Annotated in this window: 16 protein-coding genes, 1 tRNA gene and 1 riboswitch; of the genes, 6 read left to right on the top strand and 11 right to left on the bottom strand. The window is 64.7% G+C overall.

Annotated features, from left to right (window positions below; genetic code table 11):
* Positions 1-16: 16 nt before the first annotated feature.
* Together AC630_RS07855 and trxA are read right to left on the bottom strand one after the other, a co-directional pair.
* The gene (locus AC630_RS07855) at positions 17-694 is read right to left on the bottom strand and encodes an LON peptidase substrate-binding domain-containing protein (protein ID WP_074117923.1); all 678 of its coding nucleotides are present in this window, start codon (positions 692-694) and stop codon (positions 17-19) included.
* A 108-nt stretch (positions 695-802) separates the two neighbouring features.
* Positions 803-1,726 carry a thioredoxin gene (gene trxA / locus AC630_RS07850; RefSeq protein ID WP_074117922.1) on the bottom strand — a complete coding sequence of 308 codons (924 nt, stop codon included), beginning with the start codon at positions 1,724-1,726 and terminating at the stop codon, positions 803-805.
* Between the two features lie 273 nt (positions 1,727-1,999).
* Here trxA and AC630_RS07845 point away from each other — a divergent pair.
* The 4 genes from AC630_RS07845 (at position 2,000) to AC630_RS07830 (ending at position 5,635) form a co-directional block, all read left to right on the top strand.
* Positions 2,000-2,074 (top strand) — tRNA-Gly (locus AC630_RS07845).
* 76 nt (positions 2,075-2,150) lie between these two features.
* Positions 2,151-3,137, top strand: coding sequence for an NAD-dependent epimerase/dehydratase family protein (locus tag AC630_RS07840; RefSeq protein ID WP_074117921.1), 987 nt, complete (start codon positions 2,151-2,153; stop codon positions 3,135-3,137).
* A gap of 381 nt (positions 3,138-3,518) precedes the next feature.
* Complete coding sequence (locus AC630_RS07835; protein WP_074117920.1) at positions 3,519-4,802, top strand: PQQ-dependent sugar dehydrogenase; 1,284 nt, start codon at positions 3,519-3,521, stop codon at positions 4,800-4,802.
* Between the two features lie 239 nt (positions 4,803-5,041).
* Complete coding sequence (locus AC630_RS07830; RefSeq protein WP_074117919.1) at positions 5,042-5,635, top strand: c-type cytochrome; 594 nt, start codon at positions 5,042-5,044, stop codon at positions 5,633-5,635.
* Between the two features lie 222 nt (positions 5,636-5,857).
* Here AC630_RS07830 and panE read toward each other — a convergent pair whose 3' ends face one another.
* From panE to AC630_RS07810, 4 genes are all read right to left on the bottom strand, one after another.
* Positions 5,858-6,781, bottom strand: a complete 924-nt coding sequence (panE, locus tag AC630_RS07825) for a 2-dehydropantoate 2-reductase (RefSeq protein WP_074117988.1) — start codon at positions 6,779-6,781, stop codon at positions 5,858-5,860.
* A gap of 114 nt (positions 6,782-6,895) precedes the next feature.
* Positions 6,896-7,504 carry a 2-hydroxychromene-2-carboxylate isomerase gene (locus tag AC630_RS07820; protein WP_074117918.1) on the bottom strand — a complete coding sequence of 203 codons (609 nt, stop codon included), beginning with the start codon at positions 7,502-7,504 and terminating at the stop codon, positions 6,896-6,898.
* Between the two features lie 95 nt (positions 7,505-7,599).
* The gene (locus AC630_RS07815; RefSeq protein WP_208866975.1) at positions 7,600-8,949 is read right to left on the bottom strand and encodes an MATE family efflux transporter; all 1,350 of its coding nucleotides are present in this window, start codon (positions 8,947-8,949) and stop codon (positions 7,600-7,602) included.
* Positions 8,950-9,038: 89 nt separating this feature from the next.
* A complete protein-coding gene (locus tag AC630_RS07810) occupies positions 9,039-9,632 on the bottom strand; it encodes a DUF2239 family protein (protein ID WP_143197890.1) in 594 nt (197 codons plus the stop codon).
* A gap of 149 nt (positions 9,633-9,781) precedes the next feature.
* On the opposite strand from AC630_RS07810, the gene AC630_RS07805 reads away from it, so the two are divergent.
* Complete coding sequence (locus AC630_RS07805) at positions 9,782-10,447, top strand: glutathione S-transferase family protein (protein WP_074117917.1); 666 nt, start codon at positions 9,782-9,784, stop codon at positions 10,445-10,447.
* 115 nt (positions 10,448-10,562) lie between these two features.
* Here AC630_RS07805 and AC630_RS07800 read toward each other — a convergent pair whose 3' ends face one another.
* Together AC630_RS07800 and ggt are read right to left on the bottom strand one after the other, a co-directional pair.
* Positions 10,563-11,858, bottom strand: coding sequence for an MFS transporter (locus tag AC630_RS07800; protein WP_074117916.1), 1,296 nt, complete (start codon positions 11,856-11,858; stop codon positions 10,563-10,565).
* Between the two features lie 96 nt (positions 11,859-11,954).
* On the bottom strand, positions 11,955-13,655 hold the full coding sequence (ggt, locus tag AC630_RS07795) for a gamma-glutamyltransferase (protein WP_245330299.1): 1,701 nt from the start codon (positions 13,653-13,655) through the stop codon (positions 11,955-11,957).
* Between the two features lie 153 nt (positions 13,656-13,808).
* Between ggt and AC630_RS07790 the strand changes: the two genes are divergently transcribed.
* Positions 13,809-15,191, top strand: a complete 1,383-nt coding sequence (locus AC630_RS07790; RefSeq protein ID WP_074117914.1) for an MFS transporter — start codon at positions 13,809-13,811, stop codon at positions 15,189-15,191.
* A 130-nt stretch (positions 15,192-15,321) separates the two neighbouring features.
* Here AC630_RS07790 and purH read toward each other — a convergent pair whose 3' ends face one another.
* The 3 genes from purH to AC630_RS07775 form a co-directional block, all read right to left on the bottom strand.
* Positions 15,322-16,914: a bifunctional phosphoribosylaminoimidazolecarboxamide formyltransferase/IMP cyclohydrolase gene (gene purH / locus AC630_RS07785; RefSeq protein WP_074117913.1), complete on the bottom strand. Its 1,593-nt coding sequence runs from the start codon at positions 16,912-16,914 to the stop codon at positions 15,322-15,324.
* A 25-nt stretch (positions 16,915-16,939) separates the two neighbouring features.
* Positions 16,940-17,021, bottom strand: a riboswitch (ZMP/ZTP riboswitch).
* Between the two features lie 59 nt (positions 17,022-17,080).
* Positions 17,081-18,799: a heparinase II/III family protein gene (locus AC630_RS07780; RefSeq protein WP_074117912.1), complete on the bottom strand. Its 1,719-nt coding sequence runs from the start codon at positions 18,797-18,799 to the stop codon at positions 17,081-17,083.
* 155 nt (positions 18,800-18,954) lie between these two features.
* Positions 18,955-20,301 (bottom strand): RsmB/NOP family class I SAM-dependent RNA methyltransferase, encoded by a 1,347-nt coding sequence (locus tag AC630_RS07775; RefSeq protein WP_074117911.1) that lies wholly within the window; start codon positions 20,299-20,301, stop codon positions 18,955-18,957.
* Between the last annotated feature and the right edge of the window lie 140 nt (positions 20,302-20,441).

The following is a 20,441-nucleotide window of genomic DNA, read 5'->3' as shown; positions in this document are numbered from 1 at the left end:
GTCCTGCAGGCTCGTGCTATTGCAACGGTGGGTCGCCACTGGTGCGCTTCTTGGCGAGGTCCATCTCGGTCACCGCGATCAATATCTCGGCGCGGGTCTTCAAATCCGGCGCCTCCAGCATGGCCTGCTTTTCCGCGGGGCCATAGGGCGACATCATCGCCAGCGCGTTGACGAGCGCTTCGTTAGGAGCGGCCTCGACGCCTTCCCAGTCGACTTTGAGATTGTTGGCCTTCAAAAAGTCCGCCAGCACCGAGAGCAGCGCCTCGCGATCGACCTCGTCCTCGCCCATGCGCGCGGTGAAGTCGTCGACGAAGGCGAAGAAGTCGACCTTGCACTGCCGGTAGGCAGTCAGCACTTCCAGCTCCTCGACCACCTTGAAGCGCGAGACGCCGGTGAGCTCGAGGATGTAGCGGCCGTCACCGGATTCGGCGAGCTGGGTGATGCGTCCGACGCAGCCGACGCGGAACAGCACCGGCTTGTTGGAGTTCTTCGGCGAGTGCGCCACGTCGGGCTGAATCATGCCGATCAGGCGATGGCCGTCGCGCAAGGCGTCGTCGACCATCGCAAGATAGCGCGCCTCGAAGATGTTGAGCGGCATCTGGCCGCGGGGTAGCAGCAGCGCGCCCGGCAGTGGAAACACCGGAATGATCTCCGGAAGGTCGGCGGGCCCGCGATATTCGATGTTGAGCGGCATCTGGTCCCCGCTAAAGGTGTTAGGGCATGATCCGGATCCGCAGAACCGCGTTAGCGAAAAGTGTTTAGCGGTTTTCCGACGAGATCATGCTCCAACAAAAACAGCGCCTCAGGAAAACAGGATCGTCGACAGGCGCTTTCGTCCCTCGACAGTTGCATCATCCGTGCCGCCCCAGGCCTCGAAGAACTGCACCAGCTGCTTGCGGGCGCCGTCGTCGTTCCATTTGCGGTCGCGCTTGACGATCGCGAGCAGCTGCTCAGTGGCCGCCGCCCGGTTGCCTTGGGCGTTGAGCGCGGTCGCAAGGTCGAAGCGGGCCTGATGATCGAGCGGGTTTGCGGCGACTTTTTGCTCCAGTTCGGCGACCGGCCCCAGCGACTCCGCCTGCTCGGCGAGATCGATCGTGGTCTGCACCGCCTTCACGGCGGGGTCGTTGCGCTTGGCCTCCGGCACCATGGCGAGCGTCTGCTTGGCCTGCTCCATTGCACCGGAGACGGCGTAGCACTTCGCCAGCCCGGCAAGCGCCGCGATGTTGGTCGAATCATGCTGCAGCGCCTCGGCGTAGATCTGCGCAGCCGCAGCAGTGTCGCCCTCGGCGAGCACGCCGTCGGCCTCCTGCACGATCTCGGCGACATTGACCTCGCCCGGCGCGGTGACGCCCTTGGTCAGCCGCTCGATGAAGGTGTTGACCTGGCTCTCCGGTACCGCGCCCATGAAGCCGTCGGCCGGCTGGCCGTTGACGAAGGCGATCACGGCCGGGATCGACTGGATGCCCATCTGGCCCGGGATCGCCGGGTGCTGGTCGATGTTCATCTTGACCAGCTTGACCTTGCCCTTGGCCGCCTTGACCGCCTTTTCCAGGACGGGGGTCAGCTGCTTGCAGGGCCCGCACCACTCAGCCCAGAAGTCGATCAGCACCGGCTGGCGCTTCGATTCCTCGATGACATCCTTCACGAAGCCCTGGGTGGTGGTGTCCTTGATCAGATCGGCCGCAGCCGAGCTAGCCGCTCCGTTACCCTGGTCGATGATCGTCACGGGATCCCCTCGTCTGATGTCTGGAATGGCGGCTCTTTAGCACGTCGCCAATTCATATGCTGCGATGTCGGCCCTAAATTGGGCCGGGACGGCCGAATTTCAATCCATCGGTGCCGATTCGGCCGTTCCCGGCCGTTTTCGGCCGATTCGGCCGGGATCGGGGTCCATATTGGGCCTCGAAACCGAATCTATGCTGCCGGTAGCTGTTGCATTCGCCGTCCGCTTTTGGCATACGACAGCCGTTGCCGGCGCGTCACGCGACCGACACAGGATGCGGGTGTAGCTCAGTGGTAGAGCACGACCTTGCCAAGGTCGGGGTCGAGGGTTCGAGCCCCTTCGCCCGCTCCAATTTTCTCCCAAGCATCCAGCCAAACCGGATTGAGCCGTGGTTCTCCACGCCGCTGGCGGCTGTATTGGGTCTTAAATGACAATTCTGGTCACCGGCAGCGCGGGCCACCTCGGCGAGGCCATTCTCCGGACGCTCCGGGCGCGCGGTTCACCTGTGCATGGGGTTGATTTGAAGAAATCAGCCTGGACCGATGCAGTCGGCTCGATCGTCGACCCGGACTTCGTGCGGCACCAGATGGCAGGCGTCACCGCCGTGATCCATACCGCGACGCTGCACAAGCCGCATGTGGCGACCCACACGAGGCAGGATTTTGTCGACACCAACGTCACCGGCACACTGAACCTGCTCGAGGCCGCCTTGGCCGCCGGGGTGCACAGCTTCGTCTTCACCAGCACGACCAGCGCCTTCGGTTCGCAGCTCAGGCCCGAGGCGGGGCAGGCGGCGGTGTGGGTGACTGAGGATCTGCCTCCGGTGCCCAAAAACATCTATGGCACGTCCAAGCTGATGGCCGAGAGCCTGTGCGAGCTGTTCTTTCGTGAGCGCGGGCTGCCGGTACTCATCCTGAGGACCTCGCGCTTCTTTCCGGAGGACGACGACGATCCGGCGATGCGGTCGGCTTACGCGCTCGAGAATGCGCAGGCCAACGAGCTGCTCTATCGCCGGCTGGATATAGCGGATGCGGTGAGCGCCCATCTGCTTGCCGTCGAGCGTGCACTGAGGATCGGCTTCGGTCGCTATATCGTCTCTGCCACGAGCCCGTTCGAGCCACGCCATCGCGCGGCGCTTGCGCGCGACGCGGCCGGTGTCGTGCGCGAGCTCTATCCGGATTGTGCGCAGCTCTATGCGGCGCGCGGCTGGCGGCTATTCCCCGAGATCGACCGCGTCTATGTCAACGACCGTGCACGGCGCGAGCTTGGCTGGCGGCCAGAATTCGATTTCGCGCATGTGTTGCATAGCCTTCGCGCGGGAAAGGATTTCCGCAGCGCGCTGGCGCGCGAGGTTGGATCGAAAGGCTATCATGACACGGTGTTCGACGGCGGGCCTTATCCTATCGTCTCCTAATCGCCGCGTTTGCTGTTTTGCTCGGCGCGTCAAATGTCTGTCCGGTTTCAGCGGGAGCAAAATGGTCTGAGCCGTTCTACTTTGCATGGGGTTGTTTTCGCGAATTTTGTGCGGCCACCCTTCCTGCTGCCCGAAAATCAGCCGCGCGCTATTTTGATTCCGCGTTGCAGCGAGAGCATTGCTGTCGCCTGCCTCGCGTCGAGAGAGAATCCATCTCAATTTTTACTGAGCGCAACCGCAGTGCGTGCGTCGTGCTTCTCACCGCCCGCAGATGTGCTAACCTTTTCGCGTCTGCCTCTCGACAGACTCCAAACTTCGCCTCTCGACTAGCCAGCATAAAATAATGTGCAGCCCTGACGGCTGCCTTAGGGGAGTGACGCGATGAAATTCCATCGATCCGTCTTTCAATCCGTCTTGGCGCTTGCGGCCGTGGCCCTTCTTGCGGGAACGAGCGCCGTCAATGCGCAGCAACAGCAGGACAAAGGGCGCCAGCTGAAGAACTACGAATCCGGCAACAAGGATTTCTGGACCCATCCGCCGGATGACTGGTTCCTCGGCGACGAGACTGAGGCGCAGAAAGGCCTCGCGCCGCCGTCGGGGCCGCCGACCGGCGCCTCCGACGCCGAGCTCGCCAACATCGTCAAGAAGATCAAGCTGCCGCCGGGCTTCAAGATCGACGTCTACGCCTCGGGCGTGCTGGCCGCGCGGCAGATGGCCTGGGGCGACAAGGGCACGCTGTTCGTCGGCTCGTTCGGCCTCGGCAACGTCTATGCCATCAAGGACAACAACGGGAAGAAGGAGGTCAAGACCATCCTCAAGGGGCTGAACATGCCCACCGGTCTCGCCTTCAAGGACGGCGCGCTCTATGTCATCGCCGTCGACAAGCTGATCCGCTACGACGATGCCGAAGCCAAGCTCGACAATCTCGGCGAAGGCAAGGTCGTCTATGACGACATGCCGTCCTATGCCGCGCATGGCTGGAAGTACATCGCGGTCGACAAGGATGGCTGGTTCTACATTCCGTTCGGACCGCCCTTCAACATCGGCATCCCGCCGACCAGCGTGTCGCAGATCCGGCGCGTCGATCCCAAGACCGGCAACGCCGAAGTCTATGCGCTCGGCGTTCGCAACTCGGTCGGCGGCGACGTCGATCCGCGCACCGGCAAGTACTGGTTTACCGAGAATGCCCGCGACTGGGTCAGTGACGATCTGCCTTCAGACAAGCTGAACATGATCAACAAGCTCGGTGAGCATTTCGGCTATCCCTACTGCCACCAGGGCGATCTTCCCGACCCGAAGTTCGCAATGGGCCACAAATGCTCCGAGTTCACGCCGCCGGTGCTGAATCTCGGCGCACACGTCGCTCCGCTCGGCATGAAGTTCTACACCGGCGACCAGTTCCCCGCCGAGTACAAGAACAACATCCTCATCGCCGAGCACGGTTCCTGGAATCGTCACAAGTACCAGGGCGGCCGCATCATGCGCGTGATCGTCGGGCCCGACGGCAAGAACGCCAAGCAGGAGGCGTTCGCCTCCGGCTGGATCGAGGGTGACCAGGGCTATCTCGGCCGTCCCGCCGACATCATCCTCGCCAAGGACGGTTCGATCCTCGTCGCCGACGACTGGGCCGGCGCGATCTACCGCATCAGCTACGCCAAGAAGTAGCACGACATCAGCAGGAGGCTGCGACCGGGTGACGGCCGCAGCCTCTTTCATTTCAAATTCGCAAGATGTCGTTCCGGATTGCGCGCGACTTGCGCGCAAGTCCGGAACCCATACCCACGAACGGCGGTTATGGATTCTCAAATGCGCAATTGCGCATCATAGCTCACACCAGGCGGGCGCCCTCCATTGCGTAACTGCGCAGTGCGGAATGACTAGCTCGATAGATCGGAATTCCCAACATGCGCCGGCAGTTCATCTCACACGCAATCAGCGCGGTTGCGCTCCTGACGCTCGGCGCCCTGCCCGCAAGCGCCGCGGACGCTGCGGCCGGAAAGGCAAGAGCGGAAGTCTGCGCCGGTTGCCATGGCGAGAACGGCATCTCGCAGACCGAGAACATCCCCTCGCTTGCCGGCCAGCCCGATCAATTCCTGCAATGGCAGCTCGTGTTCTTCCGCGCCGGCTCGCGCAAGAATGAGCAGATGCAGCCGATCGTCGAGGAGATCAACAACGAGGATATCCGCAATCTCGGTGCCTACTTTTCTTCGTTGATCCCGCCGAAGGGTCTGGAAGACAAGGATCCAGATCTGTCGAAGAAAGGCGCACAAGTCGCCGTCGGCCGGCGCTGTGCCTCATGCCACACGGAGAACTTCGCCGGCACCAAGGCGGTGGCACGGCTCGCCGGGCAGCGCGAGGAGTATCTCGTGAAGGCGCTGCACGACTACAAGGCCGGCCAGCGCGTCGGCGGTGGCGTCGCCGCGATGGCGGATGTCGCCTACGGGATGAGTGAGGAAGAGATTACTGCGGTCGCGCATTATCTGGCGCATTTGCAGTAGTGCGGCGCTGTTGTGGCCAACGCAGCTCGTCGTCCCGGGGCGCGCAAGGCGCGAGCCCGGGACCCATAACCACGGGATCGAGTTTGGCGAAGACTCGGGGCTATCGGCTCGTGTCATAACCACTCCCTGTGGTTATCACGACGAGCGCAAGCGCTCGCGCAGGGGTCCCGGATCTGCGCTCCGCTTCGCTGCGCTTGTCCGGGACGACAACGGAATGTGGGGTTAGCTCGCCCGCTGCTTCTCATACGCCTTCAGATGCGTATAGGCGATGCGCAGCTTCGGCACGGGCACCTTGGCGGCATCTCCGCGCGCGATCAGATCGCCGATCACGTGGTCGGCCTCGACCGGCAAGCCCGCCTGGATGTCGCGGAACATCGACGCCGTCATCGGCGAACCTTCGGTGGTGAGGTTGCCCATCACCCGCTCGAAGAACGGCCCGCCCGGCGTGTAGCCTGACGCGGTAGCGATCGCGCTCGTCTCATCAAGCATGCCGAGCAGGAAATCCCTGCCGCCGGGGGCGGCGAGGATGTTGCCGACGGAGGTACGCATCAGGCTGGTAGAGGCCGCGAGCGAAGAGAGGAACACCCACTTCTCCCACATGTCCTGCATGATGTTCTGGCTGGCGGCGGCGCCGTTGATGCCGCTCTTGAAGGCTTCGTCGATGGCCTTGACCCTGTCCGACAGCTTGCCGTCGCGCTCGCCGTAATTCAGAGACTGCATCGGCTGGAGCTGCACCACCTCGCGCTTCTCGTTCAAGGTCGCCGCGATCGCGCAGAGGCCGCCGAGCACGCGCTCCTTGCCGAACTTGTCGTCGAGCGTGTCGAGATGCTTCATGCCGTTCAGCATCGGAATGATCGACGTGTTCGGACCGACGGCCGCGGCGAATGACTTGATGGCGTCATCGAGGTCGAACGCCTTGCAGCTGAGCAGCACGACGTCGAACTTGTCCTTGAGCTTGTCCGCCTCGACCCGCGGCGGGTCCTTCAGCGTCACATCGCCATTCGGGCTCCTGATGACGAGGCCGGCGCTCGCGAGCTCGCTGGCGCGTCGCGGCCGGACCAGGAAGGTGACGTCGCGGCCAGCCTGCAACAGCCTGCCACCAAAATAGCCGCCGATGGCGCCGGCGCCGACCACGAGTATACGCATGGGATGCTCCATTATTGCTCTTGGCGGCTACTTATAGTCGTCATCGCCGATGATGCGAAGCAATCCGGAGTGGTACCGCAATCACATTCCGGTTCGATGTCCGCGATGCCTGGATTACTTGCCCAGCACCATTTCCTCGACCTCGCGCAGTTGCTCCTTGCCGAAGAACATCTCGTTGCCGACGAAGAAGGTCGGCGAGCCGAACGCACCGCGAGCAACAGCCTCCTCGGTGTTCTTGATCAGCTTGCCCTTGACCTCGGGCTCTTGGGCGCGGGCGAACAGCTTTTGGGCATCGAGACCGGAGGAGGCCAGCGCCTTTGCCGCGACCTCGGGATCGTCCATCTTCTTCGGCTCGCGCCACATGTGGTGGAAAGCGGCCTCCACATATTTCTCGAACACGCCTTCGAGCTGCGCCGCGATCGCCGCGCGCATCAGGTTCAGCGTGTTGACGGGGAAGTTGGGATTGAAAACGTAGGGCTGGACCTTGAAGCGCTTGATGAAGCGGTCGGTCTCAACCGCCTGGAATTCGCGCTTGTTCTTGATGCCGGCGAGCGTCTCGGCCGGCGACTTGTTGTTGGTCGACTTGAAGATGCCGCCGAGCAGGATCGGCACATATTCGAACTTGACGCCGATGCGCTCTTCGATCGCCGGGATCGCCAGATGGCTGAGATAGGCGTTCGGGCTGCCGAAATCGAACAGGAATTGCGGGGCTGTGCGGGTCAAAATCGTTCTCCCTGACATCGCTTTTCTCGCATTGTGGCGCAGCGCGCGCCACAGGTCCACCGTTTAATGATGGTCATAATACTCTGATGATCGCGTCAGATCAGACGCCGGATCGTCCGCTTGCGCCACACCAGGAGGTAATAGCCCATCTGCAGAACGAACATGGCGCAGAACACGATCGGATAGGCGGCCCACACACCATGAAGGCCGATCGTGCGGCTCAGGATCACCGCGGACGGCAGCTCGATCGCGACGATGGCGAAGATCGAGAGCAGCATCGGTGTCAGTGCCACGCCTCCGGCGCGCATGGCCCCTGAAAACACCGTGGCCATGCCAAACGGCACCGAGCTCCACAAGGCAATGTAGAGCAACTCTTTCGCCAGATCGAGCACCGCGCCCTCGGTGATGAAGATGCCGAGCACGGCGCGCGGCGCCAGATAGATCAGCGCCACCAGCCCGCCGGTCAGGACGAGGTTGAACGCGAGGCCGGTTCGCACGATGCCGTCGAGCCTCGCCCTGTCGCCGCTGCCGACTGCCTGCGCGCCGAGGATCGAGACCGCGATCGAAATCGATATCGCCGTGAACTGCGTGTAGCCCATCACCTGGTTGACCGCGCCGTAGGCGGCCGTGGCGTTCGATCCAAAGCCGTTGACGAGGCCGAGCAGCACCAGCTCGGCAATCGCCATCACGACCATGCCGATCGCACTCGGCAGTCCAATGCTGAGGATCTTTCCGAGCACACTGCCGTTGAGCCGCAGATAACGCAGCAGTGCAGCATCCGGCGCGAGCGCGTGCTTTTTCCGCAGCAGATAGGCAGCCAGCGCAACCAGCGTCAGTGTGTTGGCAATCGCAGCCGCCCAGGCCGGGCTGGTGATGCCAGCGGTAGGCAGTCCGAACGCGCCCCGAATCAAGATCGGCGTCAAGATCAGGCCGATTGCGGTCGACAACGCCAGCGCCAGCAGCGGCGTCACTGCGTCGCCGACACCACGGATCATCGCGGTCATCAGCAGGAAGACGAACCCGAGCGGCATGGTGAGCAACATGATTCGAGCATAGGTGCTGGCCCGGTCGAGAATGTCCGCGGGAGTCGCGAGCATCGTCATCAATTGCCGGCTGAAGAGTCCGCCGATCAGCGCAATCGATATCGAAAGCAATAGGCCGACCGCGAGTGTCGTGCCGACGACGATCTTGATCCTGCCGTGCTCGCCCGCGCCAAACGCCTGGCCGATCAGCACGGTGGCGCCGGTGCTGAGGCCCATGACGAAGGCGAACAGGAAGAACATCACCGGGAAGAACGCCGAGACCGCAGCGAGCGCGTCGACGCCGATCATCTGGCCGAGATAGACATTGCTGACGGTGCCGAACAGCGATTGCAGCGCATTGCTCAGCATCAACGGTGCGAGGAAACGCAGAAAATTGGGCCAGAGCGGCTTGGCGGCGGACATGGATTGGCCTTTCATCAGGGCGTGCAAAGCCGTTGCCACGCGAAGCATGCGTGGCCCGGCCATCGATGGGGTGAGAGAAGGTGTTGCGCCTAAGCGCGGTCGCTGTAGGCGAGCTTGACGATGTGGTCGCGGATGTCGGCGGGCCAGTCCGCGATCAGTCCGGTGAAGCGCCGCCGGTCATCTGCGAACAGCGCGCGCGAAGCTTCCTCGAACTGCGGCAGATTGCCCGCCATGGTCGACATGAAGTGATAGACCGCATCGCGCGCCTTCCGCTCGCGGTCCTTGTCGCCGCTTGCGCGCCGCGCCTCGTCGACGAGCTTCCGCAGCGCGACCGAGGCGCCGCCCGGCTGCGCGTTGAGCCACTCCCAGTGCCGCGGCAGCAACGTCACTTCGCGCGCGACGACGCCGAGTTTCGGCCGGCCGCGGCCGCGCGGCTCGCTCGGTGCTTCGGCTACCTCGCTCGGTGGCGGCGGCATAAGCTTCGCCAGCCGCGCCAGCACCTCGCGATCCTCGCCGCGCAGGTCGAAATCGACCGACCGGCCCGTCCCGTCGTCGAAGATGATGATCGGCTCGTCCGGCCGCGTCCCGGCCCGCTTGACGGCAAGTGCGACCTCGCCGGCCGGGCCGGAGGCCAGCCGACGCCGGCCGATGAAAGCGGTGAATTGCATCGGAATCATTGTCATATTGATCGCGTTGGCAGCTTAATACCCGGGTAAATAGTCCGCGTCAATATACCCGGGTGAAAATATCCGTCCGGACGGCTCGACATTGTGTTCCCGGGCTGGCACGAACGCGCGGCCGACGACGACGCCTAGCCTGGGGGACCTCCGCGATGTTGACCGTTCATCACCTCAACAATTCCCGTTCGCAGCGCGTGCTGTGGCTGCTCGAGGAGTTGGGCGTGCCCTACGAGATCGTGCGCTATCAGCGCCAGCCGGACATGCGCGCGCCGAAGGAGCTGCGCGCCATCCATCCGCTCGGCAAGTCGCCTGTCATCACCGACAACGGCAACACCATCGCCGAATCAGGCGCGATCATCGAATATCTCATCACCACCTACGGCAACGGCCGGCTGATCCCCCCGCCGAACACGCCGGAGCGGCTGCGCTACACCTATTGGCTGCACTATGCGGAGGGGTCGGCGATGCAGCCGCTGCTCTTGAAGCTGCTGTTTACGCTGATGCCGAAGCGCGCGCCTGCGCTGCTTCGTCCGCTGGTGCGCAAGGTCTCGAACCAGGCGCTGACCGCGCTGGTCAATCCGCAGCTCAAGCAGCATATGGATTATTGGGAAGGCGAGCTGGGAAAGAGCGAATGGTTCGCCGGCAGCGAATTCACCGCGGCCGATATCCAGATGAGCTTTCCGCTGGAAGCAGCCCAGGCGCGCGGCGGGCTTGAGCAGGGCCACCCCAAGGCGATGGCGTTCCTCGAACGCATTCACGCGCGGCCGGCGTACGCCAAAGCGCTGGAAAAGGGTGGGCCGTATCAGGTGGGACGGTAGCTAGTCTCCGTCATTCCGGGGCGCCCGAAGGGCGAACTCAGGTGCGCAATTGCGCACCTGAGAATCTCGAGATTCCGGGTTCACGCTTCGCGTGCCCCGGAATGACAGCCCGATGCTAATCCGCGTGCAACACGCGGCCGCGTGTCTCCGGCAGTGCGAAGGCGGCAATGAAGAACACCGCGTAGGCCACCACCGCGAAGATCGCGATCGCATTCGCAAGCGACGTCGTCGCCGACAGTGCGCCGACAAGGAACGGAAACAGCGCGCCGATGCCGCGGCCGAAATTGTAGCAAAAGCCCTGGCCGGAGCCGCGCAGCCGCGTCGGATAGAGCTCGGTCAGGAACGCGCCGATGCCGGAGAAATAGCCCGACGCAAAGAAGCCCAGCGGGAAACCGAGCACCCACAGGATCTCGTTGGTGAGCGGCAGCTGCGTATAGAGCAGCACCACCGCCATGGCGCCGATCGAGAAGATCAGGAACAGGTTGCGCCGTCCGATTCGGTCGGCGAGCCAGGCACCGACGAGATAGCCGATGAAGGAGCCGATGATCAGCGTGAACAGATAGCCGGTCGAGCCGACGATCGACAGGTGCCGCTCCTTGGTCAGGAATTGCGGCACCCAGAAGGTGACGGCGTAGTAGCCACCCTGGCAGCCCGTCGCCGCCAGTGACGCAAGGATCGTGGTCTTCAGGATCGGGCCTGAGAAGATTTCCCAAAGCGCCGGACGATCGCCGCTCGCGGCCTGCTTGGCGCGCGCCTCAGCCGCGATCTCCGGCTCGGTGACGGAACGGCGGATGTAGAACACCAGCAGCGCCGGAAGCGCGCCGATCACGAACATCCAGCGCCACGCCGTCTCCGCCGGCATCAGCGAGAACAGGATCGCCTGCGACAGCACCGCAAGACCCCAGCCGACTGCCCAGCCCGACTGCACCGAGCCGACCGCGCGTCCGCGATATTGTGGCCGGATCGCCTCGCCCATCAGCACGGCGCCCGCCGCCCACTCGCCGCCGAAGCCGAGGCCCAGTACAGCGCGCGCGATCAGAAGCTGGTCGAAGTTCTGCACGACGGCACAGACCAGCGAGAAGAACGAGAACCAGATGATGGTGATCTGAAGTGTCCTGACCCGGCCGATATGGTCGGAGAGATAGCCGCCGAGCCAGCCGCCGATCGCCGAGGCCAGCAGCGTCACCGTGCCGGCCAGACCCGCCGAGGCCGCATCGACCTTCCACAGTGCGATGATGGTGCCGATCACCAGCGGATAGATCATGAAGTCCATGCCGTCGAGCGCCCAGCCTGCCGCGCAGGCCCAGAACGTCCGTCGCTCGGCGTTGTTCATGTCGCGATAGAAGGCAAGAAGACTGGTGTCTTCGATCTCCGCGCGCTCGATATGCTGGGTCGGATCGGCTGTGCTCATGTGCGTTTTCCCGGCAATTCCCAAAACTGCGCGGTGGTAGCACGCGTGGCAGCCAGCGCAAGCCGGCGCTGGCGGTCGTATCATGCCGCGGCCGGGTTACTGCCCGGCCGCCTCGGCACCGCGCGTGCGCGGATCGGGCGCGCCGAGCGGCCCGTTCGGCGTCACGAGAATCGAATTGGCCGACGTCTGCCCCATCGGCTCGACGAGGAGGTGGTTCATCGCCTTCAGCTCAAACAGCACGTCGTCGGGAAAGCCGCTCTCGACGCGCACTTCGTCCGGCAGCCACTGATGATGCAGCCGCGGGGCGGCAACGGCCGCCGCCACATCCATCTTGTAGTCGAGGACGTTGACGATGACCTGGAGCACGGTCGAGATGATGCGGCTGCCGCCGGGCGAGCCCGTCACCAGCACCGGCTTGCCGTCCTTCAGCACGATGGTCGGTGACATCGAGGACAGCGGCCGCTTGCCGGGTCCGGGCAGATTGGGCTCGAAGCCGACGAGGCCGTAGGCATTGGAAGCGCCCACCGCCGCGGTGAAGTCGTCGAGCTCATTGTTGAGCAGCACGCCGGTGCCCTCGGCGACGAGGCCAACACCATAGCTGAAGTTCAGCGTGTAGGTGTTGCTGACGGCATTGCCGCGGGCATCGACGACGGAGAAATGTGTGGTGTTGGTGCCCTCACGCGGCGCAGGAGGGGCGGATACGAGCTGCTTCGACGGTGTGGCGCGATCGGCAGAAATGCCCGCGCGCAGTTTGGCCGCATAGTCTTTCGCAGTGAGCGTTTCGATCGGTGCGTTGACGAAGGCGGGATCGCCGAGATAGCGCGCACGGTCCGCATAGGCGCGCTTCATGGCTTCGATCAGCAGATGCAGCGATGCCGGCGAGCCCTGCTTCAAATCGGCGAGCTGAAAGCCTTCGAGGATGTTGAGTGTCTCGACCAGCACCACGCCGCCGGAGGAAGGCAGCGGCATCGAGACGATGTCGTAGCCGCGATAAGTGCCGCGCACCGGCGCACGGATCACCGCCTGATAGGATTTCAGGTCAGCCGGCGTCATGATGCCGCCGGCATCGGAGACGGCCTTGGCGAGCTTGTCTGCAACTGCGCCTTCATAGAAGCCGCGCGGACCTTGCGCTGCCACAGCGGACAGCGTTTCGCCGAGATCGCTCTGCACCAGCCTGTCGCCTTCGCCGAGCGGCGCGCCATCAGGTCGCGAGAAGATTTTGGCCGAGGACGGCCAGCGCGCGAGCCGCCGGTGCCAGCCTGGCAAGGTATCGGCGATGTCGTCGCTGACGACAAAGCCGTCGCGGGCAAGCGCGATCGCGGGCTCGAGTAATTGCGGCAGCGTGAACTGGCCCGAGCCGTATTTCTCCAGCGCCAGTGCGAGACCCGACACGGTGCCGGGCACGCCGACGCCGAGCGCCGAATCGCGCGACTTCGCCGCATCTGGCTTGCCGTCGGGTCCGAGGAAAGTTTGTGCCGTAGTCGCCGCCGGTGCGGTCTCGCGGTAATCGATCGTGATGTCTTCGTTGCGCTCGGCGGAATGGATCACCATGAAGCCGCCACCGCCGATATTGCCGGCGCGGGGATAAGTCACCGCCATCGCAAAGCCGGTGGCAACCGCAGCATCGACCGCATTGCCGCCGCGTCGCAAAATATCGGCGCCGACTTGCGCAGAAATCTTCTCCTGCGCCACCACCATGCCGTGTTCGGCGGGGACGGCGTGCACGGTATCGAGTGTCGGTGGGACATAGGCCCGCCGCGCATCCTGCGCGGCTGCAGGCGCAAGACCAAACGCCAAAGTGGCGATGACTGCAAAAAAATGTCCGCCGTGTCGAATATGCTGACATCATCAAACTTCCGCCGCGCCCCCGGGCCAAATGCACATGCGCCGCTGCAATGCTATACGGTTTGCGCTAAGAGAGACAAAACTGTTCGTGATGGGGACTGGACGATGACGACGATCGCCTCGGATGCGCGAGTGGGGGCGCTGCAGACCTATCCGCCGCGCTCCGCCGTCGTCAGCTGGATCTTCTTCGACTGGGCCGCACAGCCCTATTTCACTCTGATCACGACCTTCGTGTTCGCGCCGTATTTCGCCACCAGCATCGCGCCAGATCCTGCCACCGGCCAATCGTTGTGGGGCTTTGCGATGGCCGCTGCGGGCCTTGCGATCGCGCTGATGTCGCCGGTGCTCGGCGCCATCGCGGATGCTGCGGGCCGCAGAAAGCCGTGGATCGCCGGCTTCGGCGCGCTGCTGGTGGTTGCATCCTGCGCGTTGTGGATCGGCAAGCCCGGCGATCACGCCATCATTCCGCCGCTGCTCATCGCGGTCGCGCTCGCCAGCGTCGGCGCGGAATTCGCCACCGTCTTCAACAACGCGATGATGCCGACCCTGGTGCCGCCGGAGCGGATCGGCCGTCTCTCCGGCACCGGCTGGGCCACCGGCTACATCGGCGGCATCGTCAGCCTGATCATCGTGCTCGGCTTCCTCGCCGCCAATCCGGAAACCGGCCGCACGCTGCTCGGCTTCAAGCCGCTGTTCGGGCTCGATCCCGCAACTCACCAGGGCGACCGGGCCGCGGGGCCCCTGACCGGGCTGTGGTTCATCATCTTCGTGACGCCGATGTTCCTGTTCACGCCGGACTATCCGGCGCGGCGTCCGGTGCGCCTGGCGCTGCGCGAAGGTCTGTACGGGCTGAGACAGTCGCTCAGGGATTTGCCGAAGCGCAAATCGCTCGCGGCATTTCTGCTTGCCAACATGATCTACACCGATGGCCTGGTCTCGCTGTTTGCCTTCGGCGGCATCTATGCCGCGGGCACCTTCGGCTGGCACACGATCCAGATCGGTATGTTCGGAATCATCCTGGCGATTGCAGGTACCTTCGGCGCATGGCTCGGCGGCAAGCTCGACGATCTCCTGGGACCGAAGCGCGTCATCGCCGGCAGCATGCTGATCCTGCTGCTGGCGCTCGCCGCGATCCTGCTGGTCGACAAGGATTCGATCTTCTTGATCAAGGTCGCGCCGCCCGAGCCGGGTGGCCCGCTGTTCGGCGCCGCCGCGGAGCGCGCCTATCTCGTGCTGGGCTGTCTCATCGGCGCCGCCGGTGGTCCGCTCCAGGCCGCCTCGCGCTCGCTTCTGATCCGTCTCGCACCGAAGGATTGCATCGCGCAGTATTTCGGGCTGTTTGCGTTGACGGGGAAAGTAACGTCCTTCATCGGCCCGCTCCTGATCGGCATGATCACGGCGGTCACGGCGAGCCAGAAGGCCGGCATGGCCGTGCTGGTGGTGTTTTTCGTCGCGGGATTGGGGCTGTTGATGCGGGTGAAGGATTAGCCGCACTACGCAATCCCACCGCCGTCATTGCGAGGAGCCAACGGGTCCGCGCGAAGCGCGGCCCCGTTGGCTCGCAATGACGAAGTCGATGGGATCGGCGTCGCTCTTGCAGCAGGTCACGCCGTTCGACTTAGTGCCGGAAGTGCCGCGTTCCCGTGAACACCATGGCGATGCCGTGCTCGTCGGCGGCCTTGATCACTTCATCGTCGCGCATGGAGCCGCCGGGCTGCACCACGGCGGTGGCGCCGGCTTCGATGCAGGCGAGCATGCCGTCGGCGAAGGGGAAGAACGCATCCGATGCCACGACCGAGCCCTTGGTGAGCGGCTCGGCGAGCTTCAGCTCATTGGCCGCATCCTGCGCCTTGCGCGCCGCGATCCGCGCTGAATCCACGCGGCTCATCTGGCCCGCGCCGATGCCGACGGTGGCGAGATCCTTGGCGTAGATGATGGTGTTGGACTTGACGTGCTTGGCGACGCGGAACGCGAACTTCAGGTCGCGCATTTCAGCGTCGGTCGGCGCACGCTTGGTCACGATCTTGAAAGTCATGTCGTCGACCACGGCATTGTCGCGGCTCTGCACGAGCAGACCGCCGGCGACCGTCTTGGCGGTCAGTCCGGGCGCGCGCGGGTCGGGCAGGCTGCCCGCGAGCAGCAGCCGAAGGTTCTTGCGGGCGCCGATGATGGCGATCGCTTCCTCGCTGGCGTCGGGGGCGATGATCACCTCGGTGAAGATCTTGGTGATCTCGCGCGCGGTGTCCGCATCGAGCGCACGGTTCATCGCGATGATGCCGCCGAAGGCCGAAGTGGAATCGCAGGCGAGCGCCTTGCGATAAGCGCTGACAAGGTCGGAGCCCTCGGCGACGCCGCAAGGATTGGCATGTTTGACGATGACGCAGGCCGCGGTGCGCTTGGCGTCGAACTCGCCGATGCACTCATAGGCCGCATCGGTGTCGTTGATGTTGTTGTAGGAGAGCTCCTTGCCCTGGAGCTGCCGTGCGGTGGAGACGCCGGGGCGCTTGTCGGGCGTGGCATAGAATGCCGCGGTCTGGTGCGGGTTCTCGCCATAGCGCAGCGACTGGATCAGCCTGCCGCCGAAGGCGCGGAAGTCGGGCGCGTCGATCTCGAGCTGGCGGTTGAACCAGTTCGAGATCGCGGCATCATAGGCCGCGGTGCGCGCGTAGGCCTTGGCGGCCAGTCGCCGGCGCAGCTTCAGCGTCGTCGCGCCATTGTTGGCCGCGAGCTCGTCGAGCACGGCCTGATAGTCCTGCGCCTCGACCACGACGGCGACGTCGTCATGGTTCTTCGCGGCGGCGCGGATCATCGCGGGGCCACCGATGTCGATGTTCTCGATGCAATCCTCGAAGCCCGCGCCTTTGTCGACGGTCGCCTCGAACGGATAGAGATTGACGACGAGGAGATCGATCGGTGCGATGTCGTGCGCCTTCATCGCTTCCGCGTGGTCCTTGTTGTCACGGATCGCCAGCAGGCCGCCATGCACCTTCGGATGCAGTGTCTTGACGCGGCCGTCCATCATCTCGGGGAAGCCGGTCAGCTCGGAGACATCTTTCACCTTGAGGCCCGCCGCGGCGATCGCCTTGGCGGTGCCGCCGGTCGAGACCAGTTCGACGCCATGCGCGGCAAGCGCCTTTGCGAATTCGATCAGGCCGGTCTTGTCGGAAACGGAAAGCAGGGCGCGGGTGACGCGGCGGGGATGGTCAGTCATGAGCAAGATCCTCTGTTGAAGGGAGTACCTATGCCCAGGCGCGCGGCAGCTATGTCCCGCGCTTCCCGATGGTGCTCCATCCAAGGTCGCCAGTTGCGCGGGCGCGCGTTGGTTAGCAGCTTTCGCCGCCCTTCACAACGATCAGATAGGGCCAGATCGCGCGCGCTTACAGCGGGAGTTCCGGCTCCCGCCGCGCGTTGCGGCGGGCATTGGTGACCGTCGGCGAGGCGGTGGAGCGGACAAAACTCCAGCGGATCGAAGGGGCCTGACGGGCGTCCTGGCGGATCACGATCTGGGCGGTGCGGCGGGGGCCGTCATTGCCGGCCAGGAACACGCTATCCTCGAGGTCGACCTTGTCGTCGAGCGCTTCGAAGGTCCAGACGTCGCGGTTCGGCAGCACCAGCATGACGCCGTGGGCGTCCGACAGTCGACTCGCCTTGACCGCCGGATGCAGGTGGAAGCGCAGCGCGAAATCGGCGTCAGCGCCCTTGAAACGCCCGCCCTGTCTCGGTGACAGCGTGTCCTCGCCGTCGAGGCGCGCGCCGTCATTGGCAATCATCAGCACGCGGCGATGGATCGCGCCGAATTTGGCGAGATAGCCGTCATGCGACGTCGTGAGCAGCGTGCCGTTCTGCACGACCTCACGATAGCTCTCGACCTCGACGGGGCCGTTGGTGACAGGTGCGCCGTGCAGGAGCCGCTTCATCGCCGACATCTCAACGAACTGGCATGACGACGTGTCGTGATAGGTCAGCGTCGAATGCGCCGCCGTGCCGCGCGCGAACGGTCGCCAGTTGTCGCGGCCCGTGGTCGGCATGCCGCAATTGGTGACGATGCGGCTGATGCCGGAGGACAGTTCGAACGACAGGCAACCGGCATGAGCGTCGTGGCTGACGCTGGCCGGCGGTGGTGGGCCGGTGTCGATGATCAGCGTGGTCTGGCCGGCATCAAGGCGCTGGAAGCCGGTATGCGGCATGTTCGCCATCGGCGCGCCGTGGGTGTCGTCATAGGCGAGCAATGTGGCGAGCTGGTCCGAAGGCGTCGCGCTCATGCCGTTGAACAGCGCGAAATTGCCGTCGCCGTGACGGAAGAAGCGCAGCATTGGCATCATGCGGTCGATCGCGTTGAGCAGCGCCGGCGGCGGCGCGATGTTGCGCGCAGCAAAGGTCTGCCGCAGCGGCAACAGGTCGATCAGGAGCTCGATCAGCGCGCCCGGGTTGCGGGAGATGTGTCCGCCGTCGGGCAGGATCTGCCGCTGCAATTCGTCCGAGAGTTTTTTCGACGCGCTGCGGATGTGACTCGCCTGGTTGGCGAGGCACAGCGCGGCGTAGCACAGCGCGATCAGCACCTGCAGCTTCGGTACCCCGTCGGGAATGTCGAGCATGGTGTAGCGCAGGAAGCGGATTTCGCGCGCCAGCGCGCGCAGATAGCGGCGATAGAACTTGTTGTCGGTGTCGTTGAGCACCAGCGGCGCCTGCGACAGCAGCGAGATCACGCGGCGCGCCAGCACGTCGGCGCGGCGCGCGACGGGCCGGCGCTTGTTGGCGGGATTGGAGATCCAATCCTCGACCAGCGCGCGCGCATTGGCCCGCGTCAGCGCGGTGTCGGCGGCGCGTAAGTGACGCAGCCAGCCGAAGCCGAGCAGCGCGACCTCCCAATCCTCCGACGGCGGCTCGAGATCGAAGATCGAGCGGCCATGGCAATTGACGATCTTGCCGGCGAAGACAAAGCGGCCGGCATAGATCTCGGCGGCGCGGGTCGCATCCGCCGTGCGCAGATCATGCGGCGCGATGATCAGCCGGTCGGTGCGGCCGGGCCAGACCCGCGACAGCGCAACGGATCCGCCGCTCGCGCGCGACAGCATGTTCCGCGCGAAGCGGTTCATGACCAGCGTCGAGATACGTCTGCGTTGAGCGACCGACACGCCTTGCCTTGAAGGGGGAGAGGATTAACGACGAATCCTTCTTAATCCCAAAATCGGACGTCCGACACCATCTTGAAGGCTCGCGAATCAGCGCCGTGGCAAAAACCGGTGCAAAATCAGGATTTAACGAGCCGGGCCGCGTAGAATCCGTCGAGCCCGCCGAGCTTGGGATCGGCGTTCGGCAGATGGCTGGGCAGGGTGCGCAAATCGCCATCGGCGGTGACGATCTCGCTGAGCCCCGACACCTCGGACGCTTCGATCGGCACGCGCCGAAGCGCAGGCTCCGCGGCCAGCAGCGCGGCCACGGCCTGCTCACCCTCCTCGGGTTCCAGCGAACAGGTGCAGTAGATCAGCGTCCCGCCGGGTTTGAGCAGCGATAGTGATTTCCGCAGCAACCGCTGCTGGAGCGCAGTCAAAGCGGCGATGTCGGACTCCTGGCGCAGCCATGCGACGTCGGGATGGCGGCGGATCGTACCGGTCGAAGTGCAGGGCGCATCGATCAGGATGCCGTCGAAGCCTTCGGCCGGACCGGCCCATTCTACGGCGTCGGCGACCACAGTCTCGGCCTGGAGCGACAGCCGCGCCAGATTCTCGCGCAGGCGTGCCACTCTGGCGGGCGAGCGGTCGATCGCTGTGACATGCGCGCCGGCCTGCGCCAGTTGCGCGGTCTTGCCGCCGGGGGCGGCGCAGAGATCGGCAATGGACTTGCCCTTGATGTCGCCGAACAGCCGGGCCGGCAGCGCGGCGGCGGCATCCTGCACCCACCATTGCCCCTCGGCGAAGCCGGGCAGCATGGTCACCGAGCCGTGCAGCAGCATCCGCACCGTGCCGGTCGGCAGCGTCTCGCCATGGAGGCGGCTCGCCCATTGTGCGGCGTCCGACTTCACGGTGAGATCGAGCGACGGCTCGTGGCTAAGTGCGAGCGCCATGTCCCTTGCGGTCGCCTCGCCGTAATGCGCGCTCCAGCGCGCGAGCATCCAGGGTGGCAGGTCCAGCGATTGTGTTGCGACTTCATCCACCAGCGCCTGGCCCTCGCGCGCACAGCGGCGCAGCACGGCGTTGACGAGACCGGCATAGCGCGCGGCGCGGCGATCGGATTGCACGAGACGAACGGAGAGATCGACCGCGGCGTGATCAGGCACGTCCATCCAGAGGATCTGGGCGGCGCCGATCAACAGCGCGCTCTGCGCGCGCGGCGCGTCGGAGGGAATGCCCTTGTCGAGCAGGCGAGACAGCACATGGCCGAGCGTGCCGAGCCGGCGCAGCACCGTCGCGACCAAGCGCCGCATCAGCGCGCGGTCGCGGTCGGCCAGCGTCTTCAGTCCGGGGTGGGCGCCGCCGCCGTCGAGCTGGTCGTCAAGCGTGCGGTGCTTGTGCAGGACGCCGTCGACGATATCGGCGGCAATCCGCCGCGCCGCGAGACCGGGCACTTCGGACGGAGGAACGAAACGTTGAGATGGCATGCGGAAGCAAGGTTCTGAGCGAGCGGCAGTTCCGCCGCAATGGGCGCATGCCTTGAGGAGGGGATATGTGGCACGCGAATATGCCAAATGTAAGAATGGCCGCTCGCGTTTACAGCGTGCTGTGACCATTTCAGCAATGC

Source organism: Bradyrhizobium sp. AS23.2 (assembly GCF_001908185.1).
GTDB lineage: Bacteria > Pseudomonadota > Alphaproteobacteria > Rhizobiales > Xanthobacteraceae > Bradyrhizobium.
This window is presented reverse-complemented; position numbering and strand designations above follow the sequence as displayed.